Source organism: Cupriavidus sp. 05T42 (assembly GCF_056396345.1).
Genome location: NZ_JBFTLH010000021.1, coordinates 1 through 15,446 on the forward strand (window position 1 = coordinate 1; position 15,446 = coordinate 15,446).

Annotated in this window: 11 protein-coding genes and 1 pseudogene; 5 read left to right on the top strand and 7 right to left on the bottom strand. The window is 66.0% G+C overall.

The window, feature by feature from the left end:
- From AC1EJR_RS22620 to AC1EJR_RS22630, 3 genes and pseudogenes are all read left to right on the top strand, one after another.
- A pseudogene (locus AC1EJR_RS22620) lies at positions 1-543 on the top strand (phospholipase D-like domain-containing protein); the annotation flags it as partial.
- On the top strand, positions 543-842 hold the full coding sequence (locus AC1EJR_RS22625) for a hypothetical protein (RefSeq protein WP_477113741.1): 300 nt from the start codon (positions 543-545) through the stop codon (positions 840-842). The pseudogene AC1EJR_RS22620 and the gene AC1EJR_RS22625, both read left to right, overlap by 1 nt.
- Before the next feature lie 3 nt (positions 843-845).
- Entirely contained in the window at positions 846-2,099 is a 1,254-nt protein-coding gene (locus AC1EJR_RS22630; protein WP_454757109.1) for an SEL1-like repeat protein, read from the top strand.
- Between the two features lie 43 nt (positions 2,100-2,142).
- Here AC1EJR_RS22630 and AC1EJR_RS22635 read toward each other — a convergent pair whose 3' ends face one another.
- The 5 genes from AC1EJR_RS22635 to prpB form a co-directional block, all read right to left on the bottom strand.
- Entirely contained in the window at positions 2,143-3,291 is a 1,149-nt protein-coding gene (locus AC1EJR_RS22635) for an asparaginase (protein ID WP_255370909.1), read from the bottom strand.
- Between the two features lie 237 nt (positions 3,292-3,528).
- Positions 3,529-4,725 carry a 2-methylaconitate cis-trans isomerase PrpF gene (gene prpF, locus AC1EJR_RS22640; protein WP_477113743.1) on the bottom strand — a complete coding sequence of 399 codons (1,197 nt, stop codon included), beginning with the start codon at positions 4,723-4,725 and terminating at the stop codon, positions 3,529-3,531.
- Between the two features lie 28 nt (positions 4,726-4,753).
- Positions 4,754-7,351 (bottom strand): Fe/S-dependent 2-methylisocitrate dehydratase AcnD, encoded by a 2,598-nt coding sequence (acnD, locus tag AC1EJR_RS22645; protein WP_477147583.1) that lies wholly within the window; start codon positions 7,349-7,351, stop codon positions 4,754-4,756.
- Between the two features lie 66 nt (positions 7,352-7,417).
- Positions 7,418-8,572: a bifunctional 2-methylcitrate synthase/citrate synthase gene (gene prpC / locus AC1EJR_RS22650; RefSeq protein ID WP_092297748.1), complete on the bottom strand. Its 1,155-nt coding sequence runs from the start codon at positions 8,570-8,572 to the stop codon at positions 7,418-7,420.
- A gap of 89 nt (positions 8,573-8,661) precedes the next feature.
- A complete protein-coding gene (prpB, locus tag AC1EJR_RS22655) occupies positions 8,662-9,570 on the bottom strand; it encodes a methylisocitrate lyase (RefSeq protein WP_477147584.1) in 909 nt (302 codons plus the stop codon).
- A 351-nt stretch (positions 9,571-9,921) separates the two neighbouring features.
- Here prpB and prpR point away from each other — a divergent pair, with 351 nt between their 5' ends.
- Complete coding sequence (prpR, locus tag AC1EJR_RS22660) at positions 9,922-11,856, top strand: propionate catabolism operon regulatory protein PrpR (protein WP_477147601.1); 1,935 nt, start codon at positions 9,922-9,924, stop codon at positions 11,854-11,856.
- Between the two features lie 127 nt (positions 11,857-11,983).
- Here prpR and egtB read toward each other — a convergent pair whose 3' ends face one another.
- Both egtB and AC1EJR_RS22670 read right to left on the bottom strand, forming a co-directional pair.
- A complete protein-coding gene (egtB, locus tag AC1EJR_RS22665) occupies positions 11,984-13,273 on the bottom strand; it encodes an ergothioneine biosynthesis protein EgtB (protein WP_092297757.1) in 1,290 nt (429 codons plus the stop codon).
- A 283-nt stretch (positions 13,274-13,556) separates the two neighbouring features.
- On the bottom strand, positions 13,557-14,177 hold the full coding sequence (locus AC1EJR_RS22670; RefSeq protein ID WP_092297759.1) for an FMN-dependent NADH-azoreductase: 621 nt from the start codon (positions 14,175-14,177) through the stop codon (positions 13,557-13,559).
- Positions 14,178-14,332: 155 nt separating this feature from the next.
- Between AC1EJR_RS22670 and AC1EJR_RS22675 the strand changes: the two genes are divergently transcribed.
- Complete coding sequence (locus AC1EJR_RS22675) at positions 14,333-15,352, top strand: LysR substrate-binding domain-containing protein (RefSeq protein WP_092297762.1); 1,020 nt, start codon at positions 14,333-14,335, stop codon at positions 15,350-15,352.
- Positions 15,353-15,446 lie beyond the last annotated feature (94 nt).

Sequence of the window (15,446 nt, forward strand, 5' to 3'; positions counted from 1 at the left end):
CAGTATTTCCGCTTTCCGCCATTGGCCGAGCAAATCAAGGCGGCCGCCGCAAAGCAGATAGCCTGGGGCCGCGACCCGGGCGAGCATGGCCCCATCCACCTGTTTGTCGTCACCAATGCGAGCGACGAGGGCATCGGCCCCGGCACGGTCAACACCTACCGGATGCTGGAGGCCCTGGGCCGCGCCGACACCATCCCCGGTGTGGCGAAACTCGAACGGCAGGACAAGCGGCGCGAGGCCTTGCAAAAGGAATATGACGAGGCGGTCGCGGCGGAGAAGCAAGCCCGTGGAGCCATACAGGGCGCCGAGGGAATGCGCCCGTATGTGGACGCAGCGATCACCGTGAAGAAGCTGGCGGAAGCMGTCGAGAACCTGAGGCAGGCGCGAGAAAAGCAGGCGGAACTGGTCGACCAGATGAAAGCGCCCCAGGAGGCCATCGCGCCGACCGAAATCCCCGGCCTGAAGGTCCACGTCTGCACGCTGGTCGCACCGGATTCTCCACCCGGCAAAAATGGGAGCACGTGTACGTGCATTCAAAGCTGATGATTATCGACGACGTGTTCATGACGCTGGGCTCGGCGAATATCAATACCCGCAGCATGGCGGCGGATAGTGAATTGAATATCTGCCATGAACATACGGGGGTGACCGGGCCGTTGCGGAAGCGGTTGTGGGAGATACATACGGGTGGGAAGGGGGCGCAGGCGGATGTGAGGCAGGCGTTTAAATGGTGGGGAGATATAATAAAGAAGAACAAGGAAAGGGCGGTGATGAAAATGGCTCCCATAGCGTCCTTGATCGAATTCTACCGAGAAGATCCTAAGCGGACCTATCTGGATTGACAAATGCGATCCTTATTCTTAGTAACTATGACGTCGGTCTTGATGGCATGCCCAAAGGAGAATCCCATGCAAACCGTTGCAGATTTATCTAGCGTCCGAACCAATCTCGCCTTTGAATGCGTTATCGAGGCCGACCATCTTCCAGTACTCGACGCGGAGGCCGACAAGCTTTTTCGGTACGCCCGCTTCCTTGAGAAATCAAAGGGCCCGAAAGAGTACGACGAAGTGGCTCGCTACTATCGGATCGCGGCTGCCCACGGGCACTATAAAGCCAACAATAACTTACAGCAGTTGGTATCACACGGTCTCGCGTCATCACCTTTCGCACAAAAGGAAAGTATCGACCTCGCCGCACAGTTAATCGATGCAGGCGTACCCTCGGGGTACTACGATATTGGCTATTACTTGAACCTGGGCTATGGACTCAAGCAGGACAGAGAAATGGCGCTGCGGTACTTTCGCAAGGCGGCCGATCTTGGTAGCGCGAATGCCCAGGCATATGTGGCGGAGTTGCTCGCGCCGTTGGACAAAGCCCCGGAGATCGCGCGGAACATGCGTCAATGTGCTGCAGGCCAGGGGCACGGCGCGGCAGCACATACGTTGGGAATACATTTGAGCACCGCTGAGAAATACTCGGATGCGCTGAGTGCGTATCAAAAGGGCGTGGCAGCCGGAAATGTACTGTCTGTTCTTGCCCTCGAACAGGGATTCAAAGGGGTTCCAGCCGAGGATATGCACTATCTCGCCCTGCCGCACGATCCCGAGCGCTCCCGCCGCTATGAGCAAATCGGCAAATTCCTGGACCGCTACGACGGCCAAAACCCCAAGCTCCCCGACATCGACAACATCGTCCCCCTGCCCCCGGCCAAACTCCCGCCCTGGGACGGTACCTTCCAATGGCAAAAGGAACAGGAAGCCGCCGAGCCGCCGCCGAAGCCGTCCGACGAGTTCATCCACCGCCTGTGCAAGGCCAAGAACCTTGACCCCGCCACGGGCCTGCCCATTCCACCACCGCCCAGGGCGGCGCTGGGGACCCTTGCCGCCACGGGCGAGCCGTGCCCTGAATCCGGGAAATGGTGCGCCACCGGATTCAGCCACCGATGGGAGGCTACGCAGGTCTTCCGCAAAGGCAAGCCGATGCCCCCGCTAGTCCTCACCAGGCACCGCATCTTTGACTGGCTCGATGATGTTCTCGGCGTCCGCTATGTGGAACTGCCCGTGACCTGGAAACTGACGGCCTATGACGAGGTAGTTTGATAGCCGTCCCCTCCACCGCAGGCGGAAGAGGGGACGCAACCGCTCAATACTTCCAGAACATCTGCTGCAGCGCCTTCGGGTCGTTGGTCTTGGTTAGCGCCAGCGCCATCAGGATGCGAGCCTTTTGCGGGAGTTGGTCGTCGGTGACGATCCAGTCGTACTTGTCGTCCGGCTGCTCGGCGTTGCGCACCACCACGCCGCTGCCCGTGCGGGAGGCGCGCACGATCTGCACGCCCTTGGCGCGGGCCGCCTTGAGCGGCTCCACCATGTAGTCGCCCACGCTGCCGTTGCCGGTGGCGGCATAGACGATGGCCTTGGCGCCATTCTTCACTGCCGCGTCGATGCTGGCCGGGTTCACGTTGCCGTAGGCGTAGACCACAGCGACTTCGGGCAGCTTGTCGATCTTGTCGATATCGAACTCGGTCTGCGTGGTGTGCGGGCGCGCCAGCGTGCGGTAGTACAGCGTGCGGCCTTCCACCACGTAGCCGAGCGGGCCGAACGGCGAGCGGAAAGTCTCGGTCTTGAACGTGTTGGTCTTGGTCACGTCGCGGCCGGTGTGGATCTCGTCGTTCAGCACCACCAGCGTGCCCTTGCCGCGCGACTCGGGCCGGGAGGCCACCAGCACCGCGTCATACAGGTTCAGCGCGCCGTCTGCGCCCAGCGCCGTGCCCGGGCGCATCGAGCCGACCACTACCACGGGCTTGTCGCTCTTGAGCGTGAGGTTCAGGAAGTACGACGTTTCCTCGATCGTGTCCGTGCCGTGCGTGATGACGATGCCGTCCACGTCCGGCTGCTTCAGGAGTTCGGACACGCGCTTGCCCAACTTCAGCAGGCGCTCGTTGTTGAAGCTCTCCGAGCCGATCTGGAAGACCTGCTCGCCCTTGACGTTGGCGACCTTCGAAATCTCGGGCACCGAGGCGATGATCTTGTCCACCGGCACCACGGCCGACTGGTAGGCCGCTGTGTTGGTGGCCGATGCGCCTGCGCCGGCGATGGTGCCGCCCGTGCCGATGATGACCACGTTGGCCTTGCGCGCCTCGGCAGGGGCGGTAGTGGTGGTGGCCGGGTCAGCGCCCGGGGCCGGAGCCAGTTGCGCGTGGGCCAGGCCGGACATCAGCCCGGCGGACAGCAGCAGCGCGGCGATGGGTGTCGCCATCGGCTTGGCAAGCGATTTCAGGCAGGTACGTTGCATGATGCTCCTCATGTCGGCAGGTTCGGGCGTCTTGTGGAAGCGCCGCCCCGTGTCTTCGATTCATGGACTCCGTCCGGCGTCGGACGGAGCGAGCACTATACCCACCGGCGGCGGTTGCGTCGACAACCGTCATCGCCCGCAAACGTATGCCCCATAAGACAAAGCGGCATCCTCCCCGGGGGAAGGATGCCGCTTTTTAGAGGTATTGCGAGTTGGGAGACGAGTCGGGCGAAACGGTCAGAACGCGTCGCCCGGCACGCGCACCCAGCCTTCCATCAGCACGCGTGCGCTGCGGCTCATGATGGCCTTGGTGACGGTCCACTGGCCATCGGCCTGGCTGGCCTGCGCGCCCACCCGCAGCGTGCCGGACGGGTGCCCGAAGCGCACCGCCTCGCGCTCGCCGCCGCCGGCTGCGAGGTTGACCAGCGTGCCCGGCACCGCCGCCGCCGTGCCGATAGCCACCGCCGCCGTGCCCATCATGGCGTGGTGCAGCTTGCCCATCGACAGCGCGCGCACCAGCAGGTCCACGTCGCCAGCGTTGACGGCCTTGCCGCTGGACGCCGTGTACGTGGCCGGCCGCGCCACGAACGCCACCTTCGGCGTGTGCTGGCGCCGTGCGGCCTCGTCGATGTCGCGGATCAGCCCCATGCGCTTTGCGCCGTAGGCCCGGATGGTCTCGAACATCGCCAGCGCCTTCGGATCGCCGTTGATGGCGTCCTGCAGCTCGGTGCCGGTGTAGCCGATGGCGTCGGCATTGACGAAGATCGTCGGAATGCCGGCGTTGATCATCGTCGCCTTGAGCGTGCCCACGCCGGGCACCTCCAGGTCATCGACGAGGTTGCCGGTCGGGAACATCGCGCCGCCGCCATCCTCGCCTTCCTCGGCGGGGTCCATGAACTCCAACTGCACCTCGGCGGCGGGGAAGGTCACCCCGTCCAGTTCGAAGTCGCCGGTCTCCTGCACCGCGCCATCCGTCACCGGCACGTGCGCGACGATGGTCTTGCCGATATTGGCCTGCCAGATCCGCACGGTGACCACGCCGCTGCCGCTGCGCGGGATGCGCGCGGCATCGATGAAGCCGTTGCTGATGGCGAACGGCCCCACGGCGGCGGAGAGGTTGCCGCAGTTGCCGCTCCAGTCGACGAACGGCTGGTCGATCGACACCTGGCCGAACAGGTAGTCCACGTCGTGGTCCGGCCGCGTGCTGGCGCTGATGATGACCGTCTTGCTGGTGCTCGACGTGGCCGCACCCATGCCGTCGATCTGCTTGCCGTACGGGTCCGGGCTGCCGATGACGCGCATCAGCAGCTTGTCGCGCGCCGCGCCGGGCACGCGCGCGGCCTCGGGCAGGTCCTGCAGGCGGAAGAAGACGCCCTTGCTGGTGCCGCCACGCATGTAGGTGGCGGGAATCTTGACTTGCGCTACGTGAGTCATGCTTCGTCCAGTTTCCGGTGAATTCCCATCAAGCCGCGGCACGCGCCGATTCCAGGAAGTCCTGCGCGAACCGTTGCAGCACGCCGCCGGCCTCGTAGATCGACACTTCCTCGGCGGTGTCCAGCCGGCACTGCACCGGCACGTCCACGCGCTCGCCGTTCTTGCGATGGATGACCAGCGTCAGTTCGGCGCGCGGCTTGCGGGCGCCGACGATGTCGTACGTCTCGGTGCCGTCCAGGCCCAGCGTGGTGCGGTTCACCCCCGGCTTGAACTCCACCGGCAGCACGCCCATGCCAATCAGGTTGGTACGGTGGATGCGCTCGAAGCCCTCGGCCACGATGGCTTCCACGCCGGCCAGCCGCACGCCCTTGGCCGCCCAGTCACGCGACGAGCCCTGGCCATAGTCGGCCCCGGCCACCACGATCAGCGGCTGCTTGCGCTCCATATAGGTMTCGATGGCTTCCCACATCCGCACGACCTTGCCTTCCGGCTCGATCCGCGTCAGCGAGCCCTTCTTGATCGCGCCATCGACCACGGCCATCTCGTTGATCAGCGTCGGGTTGGCGAAGGTGGCGCGCTGGGCGGTCAGGTGGTCGCCCCGGTGCGTGGCGTACGAGTTGAAGTCTTCCTCGGGCAGGCCCATCTTCGCCAGGTACTCGCCAGCCGCGCTGTTCAGCATGATGGCGTTCGATGGCGACAGGTGGTCCGTCGTGATGTTGTCCCCCAGCACTGCCAGCGGCCGCATGCCGCGCAGCGTGCGCTCGCCGGCCAGCGCGCCTTCCCAGTACGGCGGACGGCGGATGTAGGTGCTCTGGGCGCGCCAGTCGTAGAGCGGGCTCACGGCCTCGCCCTGGTCCACCGAAATGGCGAACATCGGCTCGTAGACCTTGCGGAACTGCTCCGGCTTCACGCTCTTGGCGACGATCTMGTCGATTTCCTMGTCGCTCGGCCAGATGTCCTTCAAGTAGATCGGCTTGCCGTCGGCGTCCTTGCCCAGCGCATCGCGCTCGATGTCGAAGCGGATCGTGCCAGCGATGGCGTAGGCCACCACCAGCGGCGGCGAGGCCAGGAACGCCTGCTTGGCGTACGGGTGGATGCGGCCGTCGAAGTTGCGGTTGCCGGACAGCACCGCCGTGGCGTACAGGTCGCGGTCGACGATTTCCTTCTGGATCACCGGATCGAGCGCGCCGGACATGCCGTTGCAGGTGGTGCAGGCGAACGCGACGATGCCGAAGCCGAGCTTTTCGAGATCGGGCAGCAGCTTGGCTTCCTCKAGATACAACTCGACCGCCTTGGAGCCCGGCGCCAGCGACGACTTGACCCACGGCTTGCGCGTCAGCCCGCGCGCGTTGGCATTGCGGGCCAGAAGTGCCGCTGCAATCACGTTGCGCGGGTTGCTGGTGTTGGTGCAGCTCGTAATGGCGGCGATGATGACGGCACCGTCGGGCATCTGGCCCGGCACGTCATCCCACTGGCCGGCGATGCCGCGCGCGGCCAGGTCGGACGTCGGCAGCCGCTTGTGCGGGTTCGACGGGCCGGCCATGTTGCGGACCACGGTGGACAGGTCGAAATGCAGCGTGCGCTCGTACTCGGCGTTGGCCAGCGAGTCGGCCCACAGGCCGGCCGTCTTCGCGTAGGTTTCCACCAGCGCGACTTGCGCGTCTTCCCGGCCGGTCAGGCGCAGGTAGGCCAGCGTCTGCTCATCGATATAGAACATCGCGGCCGTGGCGCCGTATTCGGGGGCCATGTTCGAGATGGTCGCGCGGTCGCCCAATGTGAGGCTGGAGGCACCTTCGCCACGGAATTCCAGATAGGCACCGACCACCTTTTCCTTGCGCAGGAACTCGGTCAGGGCCAGCACGATGTCGGTGGCGGTAATGCCGGGCTGGCGCTTGCCAGACAGCTCCACACCGACGATGTCAGGCAGGCGCATCCACGAGGCGCGGCCCAGCATCACGTTCTCGGCCTCCAGGCCGCCCACGCCGATGGCGATCACGCCCAGCGCGTCCACGTGCGGCGTGTGGCTGTCCGTGCCCACCACGGTATMGGGGTAKGCCAGGCCTTGCTCGGCGTGGATCACCGGCGACATCCGCTCCAGATTGATCTGGTGCATGATCCCGTTGCCCGGCGGGATGACGTCCACGTTGCGGAACGCCTTCTTGGTCCAGTTGATGAAATCGAAACGGTCTTCGTTGCGTCGGTCTTCGATGGCGCGGTTCTTGGTGAACGCATCGGGATCGAAGCCGCCGCATTCCACGGCGAGCGAGTGATCGACGATCAGTTGCACCGGCACCACCGGGTTGACCAGCGCGGGGTCGCCGCCCTGGTCGGCAATGGCATCGCGCAGGCCGGCCAGGTCCACCAGCGCGGTCTGGCCCAGGATGTCGTGGCAGACCACGCGTGCGGGGAACCACGGGAAGTCCAGTTCGCGCTTGCGCTCGATCAGTTGTTGCAGCGAGGCGGTCAGCGTGGACGGGTCGCAGCGGCGCACGAGATTCTCGGCCAGCACGCGCGAGGTGTAGGGCAGCTTGTCATAGGCGCCCGGGTGGATGGCTTCCACGGCGGCGCGCGCGTCGAAGTAGTCCAGTTTGGTGCCGGGCAGCGGCTTGCGGTAGGCAGTGTTCATGGCGTGGGGTGGTTATGGAGCGTCCGTGGCGGGCGGCGCGGGGCAGGGGGCCCCGCGCTGCACCGGTCAGCGCTTCTCGATCGGCACGAACTTGAGGTTCTCGGGCCCCGTGTAGTTGGCGCTCGGGCGGATGATCTTGTTGTCGATCCGCTGCTCGATGATGTGCGCGGCCCAGCCCGAGGTGCGGGCGATGACGAACAGCGGCGTGAACATCGCCGTCGGCACGCCCATCATGTGGTAGCTCACGGCGCTGAACCAGTCGAGGTTCGGGAACATCTTCTTGGCATCCCACATCACCGTTTCCAGGCGCTCGGCGATGCTGAACATCTTGGTCGAGCCGGCGTCCTTCGACAGCTTGCGCGCCACTTCCTTGATCACCTGGTTGCGCGGGTCGCCCGTGGTGTACACCGGGTGGCCGAAGCCGATCACGACTTCCTTGTTCTCCACGCGGCGGCGCACGTCGGCCTCGGCTTCGTCCGGGGTGTCGTAGCGCTTCTGGATCTCGAACGCCACTTCATTGGCGCCGCCATGCTTCGGGCCGCGCAGCGCGCCGATGGCGCCACAGATCGACGAATGCATGTCCGAACCCGTACCGGCGATCACGCGCGCGGTGAAGGTGGAGGCGTTGAACTCGTGCTCCGCGTAGAGGATCAGCGACGTTTGCATCGCGCGTTCCCACAGCTTGGACGGCGCCTTGCCGTGCAGCAGGTGCAGGAAGTGGGCGCCGATGGAGTCATCGTCCGTTTCCACCTCGATGCGGCGGCCGTTGTGGCTGTAGTGGTACCAGTACAGCAGCATCGAGCCGAGGCTGGCCATCAGCTGGTCGGCGATATCACGCGCGCCCGGCGTGTTGTGGTCGTCCTTCTCGGGCAGCACGTTGCCGAGGACCGACACGCCCGTGCGCATCACATCCATCGGGTGGGCGCTGGCCGGGACCCATTCCAGCGCCGCCTTGACGTTGGCGGGCAGGCCGCGCAGGGACTTCAGCTTGGCCTTGTAGGCGGCCAGTTCGGCCTTGGTCGGCAGCTTGCCGTGCACCAGCAGGTGGGCGATTTCCTCGAATTCGCAGGTATCGGCGATGTCCAGGATGTCGTAGCCGCGATAGTGCAGGTCATTGCCGCTGCGGCCCACGGTGCAAAGCGCGGTATTCCCCGCGGTCACGCCGGACAGGGCGACGGACTTCTTGGGCTTGGGCGTGGCGAGCGGTTGAGCTTCGGACATTGTGGGTCTCCTTGTTGGTCTGGGTGCTGATGGGTACTGATGGGTGCAGATCGTTGTAGATCGAGGCGGATGGTGTCGGGCGGGCTGGCTTACTTGGCCTTGCCCTGCGCGAACAGCGCGTCGAGCTTCTGCTCGTAATCATGGTAGCCGATGCGCTCGTACAGTTCGGCGCGGGTCTGCATGGTGCTGACGACGTTCTTCTGGGTGCCGTCGCGGCGGATGGCCTCGTACACGTTCTCGGCGGCCTTGTTCATGGCGCGGAAGGCGGAGAGCGKGTAGAGCGACATCGCCACGCCCACGCTGCGCAGATCGTCGAGCGTGAAATACGGGGTGGCGCCGAACTCGGTCAGGTTGGCCAGCACCGGCACGCGCACGGCATCGACGAAACGGCGGTACATGTCGAGGTCGGTCATGGCTTCGGGGAAGATGGCGTCGGCGCCGGCTTCCGCGCAGGCCACGGCACGTTCGATGGCCTTGTCGAGGCCTTCCACGGCCAGCGCGTCGGTGCGGGCCATGATGACGAAGTTCTCGTCCGTGCGGGCGTCGACGGCGGCCTTGATGCGATCGACCATTTCGCCCTGGGTGACGATTTCCTTGCCCGGACGGTGGCCGCAGCGCTTGGCGCCAACCTGGTCCTCGATGTGCATCGCGGCGGCGCCGAACTTGATCAGCGAGCGCGTGGTGCGGGCCACGTTGAAGGCGGAAGCGCCGAAGCCGGTATCTACGTCCACCAGCAGCGGGGTGTCGCAGACGTCGGTGATGCGGCGGATGTCGGTCAGTACGTCATCCAGGTTGGAAATGCCCAGGTCGGGCAGGCCGAGCGAGCCCGCGGCCACGCCGCCACCGGACAGGTAGATGGCGCGATAGCCCGCGCGCTTGGCCAGCAGCGCGTGGTTGGCGTTGATGGTGCCGGGAATCTGCAGCGGGCTTTCGTCGGCCAGGGCCTGGCGGAAGCGGGCGCCGGCGGAGCGGGCGAGTTCGGAGGCGGAAAAGGTCATGGGCGTGTGCTTGGAGTGTTCTGGAATGGCATTGAGAGCGGCCAGATAGAGCGCAAGGGGTGTGCCATGTGGTGGCTGGCTTCGCTGGATGGCCGTTCAGATAGATAGATATCGTTAATAAACAACTATCTATGCCGGTAATCTCAACCATCGCGTGAGGTCCGACATAGGCGCTTTCGTCACATTCACATTTCAAATATGAAATGCAAGTCGTTCAGGATTGAAAGATCGAACCATCCGGCGCACAATGCAACCGTCTACACGGCCGTTCCCATCATGAGTCTCCTGCCTTCCTCCGCGCCCCTCCACGCGCCCGCCATGCCGGCCGGCGGCCGTCCCCGCATCTGGGCGATGGGCATCAGCCGTCTCTCGCGCGCCTTCGCAGAATTGATCCCGGCCTACGCGGCCCGTGCGGAGTTCCGCATCGTCGGGCGGGCCTTCGAGGCCGCCGCCAGCGCCATCAACCGCGAGGTGCGGGAGGGTMGCGTCGATGTGGTGGTGGCGGGCGGCTCCAACGGTGCCTATCTGCGCCAGCATGTGGATGTGCCCGTGGTGCTGGTCAAGGTGACCGGCTTCGACGTGATGAGCGCGCTGGCCACGGCGCGTCGGATTTCGCCGAAGGTGGCGCTGGTCACCCATGCCTCGACCTACGCCGAAGTCGACGAATTCGTGCGCGCGTTCTCGCTCGACATCCCCCGCTACACCTATCTGACCGAGGATGACGCCACGGCACGTGTGCGGGCGCTCAAGGAAGAGGGCATCCGCGTGGTGGTGGGGCCGGGCATGGTGACCGACCTGGCCGACAAATACGGCTTGATGGGCGTTTTCCTATATTCGGGCAATGCGGTGCGGCTGGCGCTGGAGGATGCGATCGAGGCGGCGCGGCTGCGGCGCATCGAATCCACCCGGCGCGACTACGTGAATACGATCCTGGCCCACCTGAACGAAGGCGTGGCCGCCGTGGACACTGAAGGCCGCGTGCAGGCGTTCAATCCGGCCATGGAACGGTTCCTCGGCACCCCKACCGGCGTGGCCGTAGGGCGCAAGCTGTCCACGCTGGCGCCGGGCCTCGCGCTCGACGCCGTGATGGAAAGCGGCACCCGCGAGCTGGAGGCCATCCACCGGCTGGGCGACCGCATGGTGGTGGTCAACCGCATTCCCATCGTCGGGGAAGCCGGCACCACGGGCGCGGTGCTGACCATTCAGGACGCCAACGCCATCCATCGCGCCGACCGCAACCTGCGCTCGCGCGCCCGCGCCCGCCCGGCCGGGGTGCGCTACAGCCTGGACGACCTGGCCGGCGCCTCCCCGGCGATGAGCGACCTGCGCGCGCTGGCGCGGCGCTACGCGCTGGTCGATTCCACGGTGCTGGTTGGCGGCGAGAGCGGCACCGGCAAGGAAGTGCTGGCGCAGGGCATGCACGACGCCAGTCCGCGCCGCGCTTTCCCGTTMATCGCCGTGAATTGCGCGGCGTTTCCCGAGTCGCTGCTCGAATCCGAACTGTTCGGCTACGAGGAAGGCGCGTTCACCGGCGCCCGGCGCGGGGGCAAGGCGGGCTTGTTCGAATCGGCCCACAACGGCACGTTGTTTCTCGACGAGGTGGGCGACATGCCGCCAGCGCTGCAAACCCGGCTGCTGCGCGTGCTCCAGGAAAAACAGGTGCTGCCGATTGGCGGCATCGAGGCCGTGCCGATCAATGTGCGCGTGATTGCCGCCACGCACCGGGACCTCGCCGCGCGGGTGCGTGAGGGCACCTTCCGCCAGGATCTCTACTACCGGCTCAACATCCTGCGCATTGAAATGCCGCCGCTGCGCGAGCGCGTGGCCGATCTGCCCGATCTCGCCGAACTGCTATACCGGCGCGCGCAGGAGCGGCTCGGCACCAAGGCCCCGCAGCGACTGCCCGCGACGGTGCGGGAGCGCCTGACCCGCTATGCCTGGCCAGGCAATATCCGTGAGCTGGAGAACGTGACGGAGCGGATTGCCGTGCTGGTGGCAGGCGCCGAACTCCAGCCGGCGGCGTTGCAGCGCGAGCTGCAGGCGGCTGTGCCGGAGCTGTTTTCTTCGGAGAACGGCGAGGGGGCGCCAAGGGTGCCGATGGAGATGGAGATGGCGATGCTGACCGCGCCATCGGAAGAGAGCCGCTCGCTGGCCGGCGTGGCCAAGGCGAGCCAGGCGGAGCACATCCGCCGGGTGCTGGCCGAATGCGGCGGCAATCGGACGGCCGCCTGCGCCCAGCTTGGGATCAGTGCCACCACGCTCTGGCGTCGGCTGAAGGAGGGCTGACCAGAACATCGATCGGCCTCTTCGAATCTTAAATTTTTCAATTAACCGCCAGAATTTTGCCCCACCACCGAAAGTCGGGCTGGCAGGGCATGCGGTCGGTCGGTGAGTTAGTCAGCCAATCAGCGGATCACACATCGTCCGCAAGCCGGACGCCCGTGAACTGCCAGCGCTGGTGCGGATAGAAGAAGTTGCGATAGCTGGCCCGGATATGGGATTCCGGCGTCACGCATGAGCCGCCGCGCAGCACCATCTGGCTGCTCATGAATTTGCCGTTGTACTCGCCTACCGCGCCCGCGCTCGGGCGGAAGCCGGGATAGGGCAGGAAGGCGCTGGCCGTCCATTCCCAGACATCGCCGAACATCTGGCGCAAGGCTCCCGAGGTGTTCTGCCGATCCGGCAGCGGCCGCAGCGTGCGGCCTTCCACGAAATTGCCGGTCGCCGATAGGTTGCGCGCCGCGTGCTCCCATTCGGCCTCGGTCGGCAGCCGGCGCTCGGCCCAGCGCGCGAAGGCGTCGGCCTCGAAGAAGCTCACGTGCGTGACTGGGCTGTCCGCATCCACCGGCTGCATGCCGCGCAGCGTCATCTGCCACCACGTGCCGTCGCGCTCTTCCCAGTACAGCGGCGCCTGGATGGCGTTGTCGCAGACCCAGCGCCAGCCATCGGAAAGCCACAGCCCGGCCGTCTGGTAGCCGCCGTCCTCGATGAATTCGAACCATTGATGGTTGCTGACCGGATGCGAGGACAGCGCATACGGCTGCAGCAGCACGTTATGGCGCGGGGTTTCGCAATCGAACGCGAAGTCATCGCCGGCATGGCCGATGGCCACCACGCCGCCCGAGAACTTCAGCCACTCCGGCGCCGGGCGCGGATCGGCGATGACCGGCGCGGTCAGCGCGGGCGCATATGCCGGACGCAGCGGATTCTGGGCGAACAGATGCAGGATGTCGGTCAGCAGCAGTTCCTGATGCTGTTGCTCGTGATTGAGGCCGAGCGTGACCAGCGCGGCTTCCGCGTCGGTCTGGGCATCGGTGAGCAGCGAGAGCATGGATTCGTCCACGGCTTCCCGATAGGCCAGGATCTCGTCCAGCGACGGCCGCGTCAGCAGCCCCCGGCGCGGACGCGGATGCCGCGCGCCGACTGCCTCGTAATAGGAGTTGAACAGGTAGCGGTACTGCGGATCCACCGGCTCGTAGTCGGGGATGCGCGCGGCCAGCACGAATTCCTCGAAAAACCACGTCGTATGGGCCAGATGCCATTTGGCAGGACTGGCGTCGTCCATGGATTGCACGGTTGAATCGGCGTCGGAAATATCCGCCACCATGGCTTCCGTGGCGGCGCGCACGTGCCGGTACTGGCCGAGCAGGGCGGGCTCGTGCGGCGGATGATTGGCGGCGGCAGGCAACAGTGCAGAGGTCATGCAGGCTCCCAGGGACGACTCGAATGCGACGCGATGGCAGGCCGATGGGAATCGACCCGAATCCGACCCATGATAGACCCGTTCGCCCGGCGGAGCGAGCCGGGGGAAGGTGAGGCGGGCCGTAGGCCGATGCCTACACCCGGCGGCACGCGTGACGCACCGCCGCAAGGCCCGGACGCAAAAAAAGGGCCGCGCCCGGAAGGGCGCGGCCTGGAGGAAAAACCGGTGCCAAGGGAGGCGGCACCGTTACCACGGAGGAGCGGAAAGCAGTTCTGGCAGCAGATCAGGCAGCGGCGCGGGTGGCGTCGTTCAGCGCGGCGATGGCCGTGCGGGCGGCGCTCAGGCCAGCTTCGCGGCTGTCCGGGCCCATGGCCAGGCCGTGGGCGCGCACGATCGAGATGTCGGCGATGCCCAGGAAGCGCAGGACCGTATCGACGGTGATTTCATGCAGATCCAGCGCGTCGGCGTTCTGGCGTACGCCACCACGGGACGACACCACGATGGCGCGCTTGCCCTTGAGCAGGCCTTCCGGGCCGGCTTCGGTGTAGCGGAAGGTGCGGCCAGCTTGTGCCACGCGGTCGATCCACGCCTTGAGCTGGCTCGGGATGCCAAAGTTGTATTGCGGTGCGCCAATCACGACGACGTCGGCAGCCAGCAGTTCGGCCAGCCAGGCTTCGGTGCGATCCAGTTCGGCTTGCTGCACGGCGTTCAGGCCATCCTTCGGGCCGCCCAGCACGGGCAGCAGGTTGCCGGTCAGGTGGGCCGGGGCGTCCTGGTCCAGGTCACGCACGGTCACCTTGGCGCCGGGGTTCTTGGCGACCAGGTCGGCCACCACGCTGGCGGTCAGCGAGCGCGAAACGGAGTTGTCACCAAGGACGCTGGAATCGATCTGCAGGATGTTCATGTCTTTCTCCACTAGGGTTCGGTTGGATGGAATGAAAGATAGCGGCTGGGCATTGGTGCCGGTAGTGAGGCAAAATGCAAATAATTGTTCTACCTTCGCAACGACCTGCGTCCTCAACGCCCCCAATCGCCGCCATCGCCTCACCGGAGACCCGGATGCAAGACCTCAATGACCTGTCGCTGTTCGCCCAGGTGGTACAACACGGCAGCTTCTCGGCCGCGAGCCGCGCCAGCGGCGTGCCGAAGTCGCGGCTTTCCCGCCGCATTGCCCAGCTGGAGCGCGACCTGGGCGTCCAGTTGCTGCGCCGGACTACACGTCAGGTGCGCGTAACGCCACTCGGCGAGCAGTACTACGCCCGCTGCCGGGACATGCTCCAGGCCGCCGAAGCCGCGCGGGAAGTGATCGAACATGCCCGCGAGCAGCCGGGAGGATCGCTGCGCATCAGCTGCCCGGTGGCCATCGCCCAGATCCTGCTCGCCCCGTGGATCGGCGGCTTCATGCGCGCCAACCCCGGCATCAAGCTGGAAATCGACGCCACCAACCGGCGCGTAGACGTGATCGGCGAGGGCTACGACCTGGCCCTGCGCGTGCGCGACGTGCTCGAGGACTCCAGCCTCGCCGTGCGTACCTTCGGCAAGGGCGAATTGCGGATGGTGGCCAGCCCGGCGCTGCTGGACAGCATCGGCCGCCCGCGCACCCCGCAGGCGCTGGAAGGCATGCCCGGCGTCGGCCAGCGGCCGCACGATGGCAAGTTCATCTGGACGCTGTTCGACAAAGCCGGCGAATCCGTCCATATCCAGTACGACCCCAAGCTCGTCTGCGACGAATTCGCGCTGCTGCGCGAGGCCGTGCTGGCCGGCGTGGGCGTGGCCATGCTGCCGGGCATGTATTGCCGCGACGAGATCGCGCGCGGCGACATGGAAGTCGTCCTGCCCCAGTGGGATTTGCCGATGGGCGTCCTCCATGCGGTGTTTCCGTCACGCAAAGGCGTGACGCCGCCGCTGCGCCGCTTCCTCGATTTCCTGGCCGAGGTACTGCCCGAGACCGCCCGCCGGGTGGGCATGATGACGACGGGCGTCATGCCGATGCACGCGGCGCCGCCTTTCGCGGCGCCTCCGCCGTTGGCCCCGTCTTCGACCATGCTTTCGCCCCCGAAGGACGAGCCCCAGCCCTGACCCAGCCATCCGCGCATTGCGCCTTTACCTTCACGCCGGTACACACTAAGGTACTTGTGCGGCGCCCCGGAGGGCGGGGGCCGTACCCCCGTTT

What these genes read in the sequence shown, in the direction of transcription:
- AC1EJR_RS22625 (WP_477113741.1), top strand. Translation starts at nt 543, where the DNA reads ATGATTATCGACGACGTGTTCATGACGCTGGGCTCGGCGAATATCAAT.
- AC1EJR_RS22630 (WP_454757109.1), top strand. Translation starts at nt 846, where the DNA reads ATGCGATCCTTATTCTTAGTAACTATGACGTCGGTCTTGATGGCATGC.
- AC1EJR_RS22635 (WP_255370909.1), bottom strand. Translation starts at nt 3,291, where the DNA reads ATGCAACGTACCTGCCTGAAATCGCTTGCCAAGCCGATGGCGACACCC.
- prpF (WP_477113743.1), bottom strand. Translation starts at nt 4,725, where the DNA reads ATGACTCACGTAGCGCAAGTCAAGATTCCCGCCACCTACATGCGTGGC.
- prpC (WP_092297748.1), bottom strand. Translation starts at nt 8,572, where the DNA reads ATGTCCGAAGCTCAACCGCTCGCCACGCCCAAGCCCAAGAAGTCCGTC.
- egtB (WP_092297757.1), bottom strand. Translation starts at nt 13,273, where the DNA reads ATGACCTCTGCACTGTTGCCTGCCGCCGCCAATCATCCGCCGCACGAG.
- AC1EJR_RS22670 (WP_092297759.1), bottom strand. Translation starts at nt 14,177, where the DNA reads ATGAACATCCTGCAGATCGATTCCAGCGTCCTTGGTGACAACTCCGTT.
- AC1EJR_RS22675 (WP_092297762.1), top strand. Translation starts at nt 14,333, where the DNA reads ATGCAAGACCTCAATGACCTGTCGCTGTTCGCCCAGGTGGTACAACAC.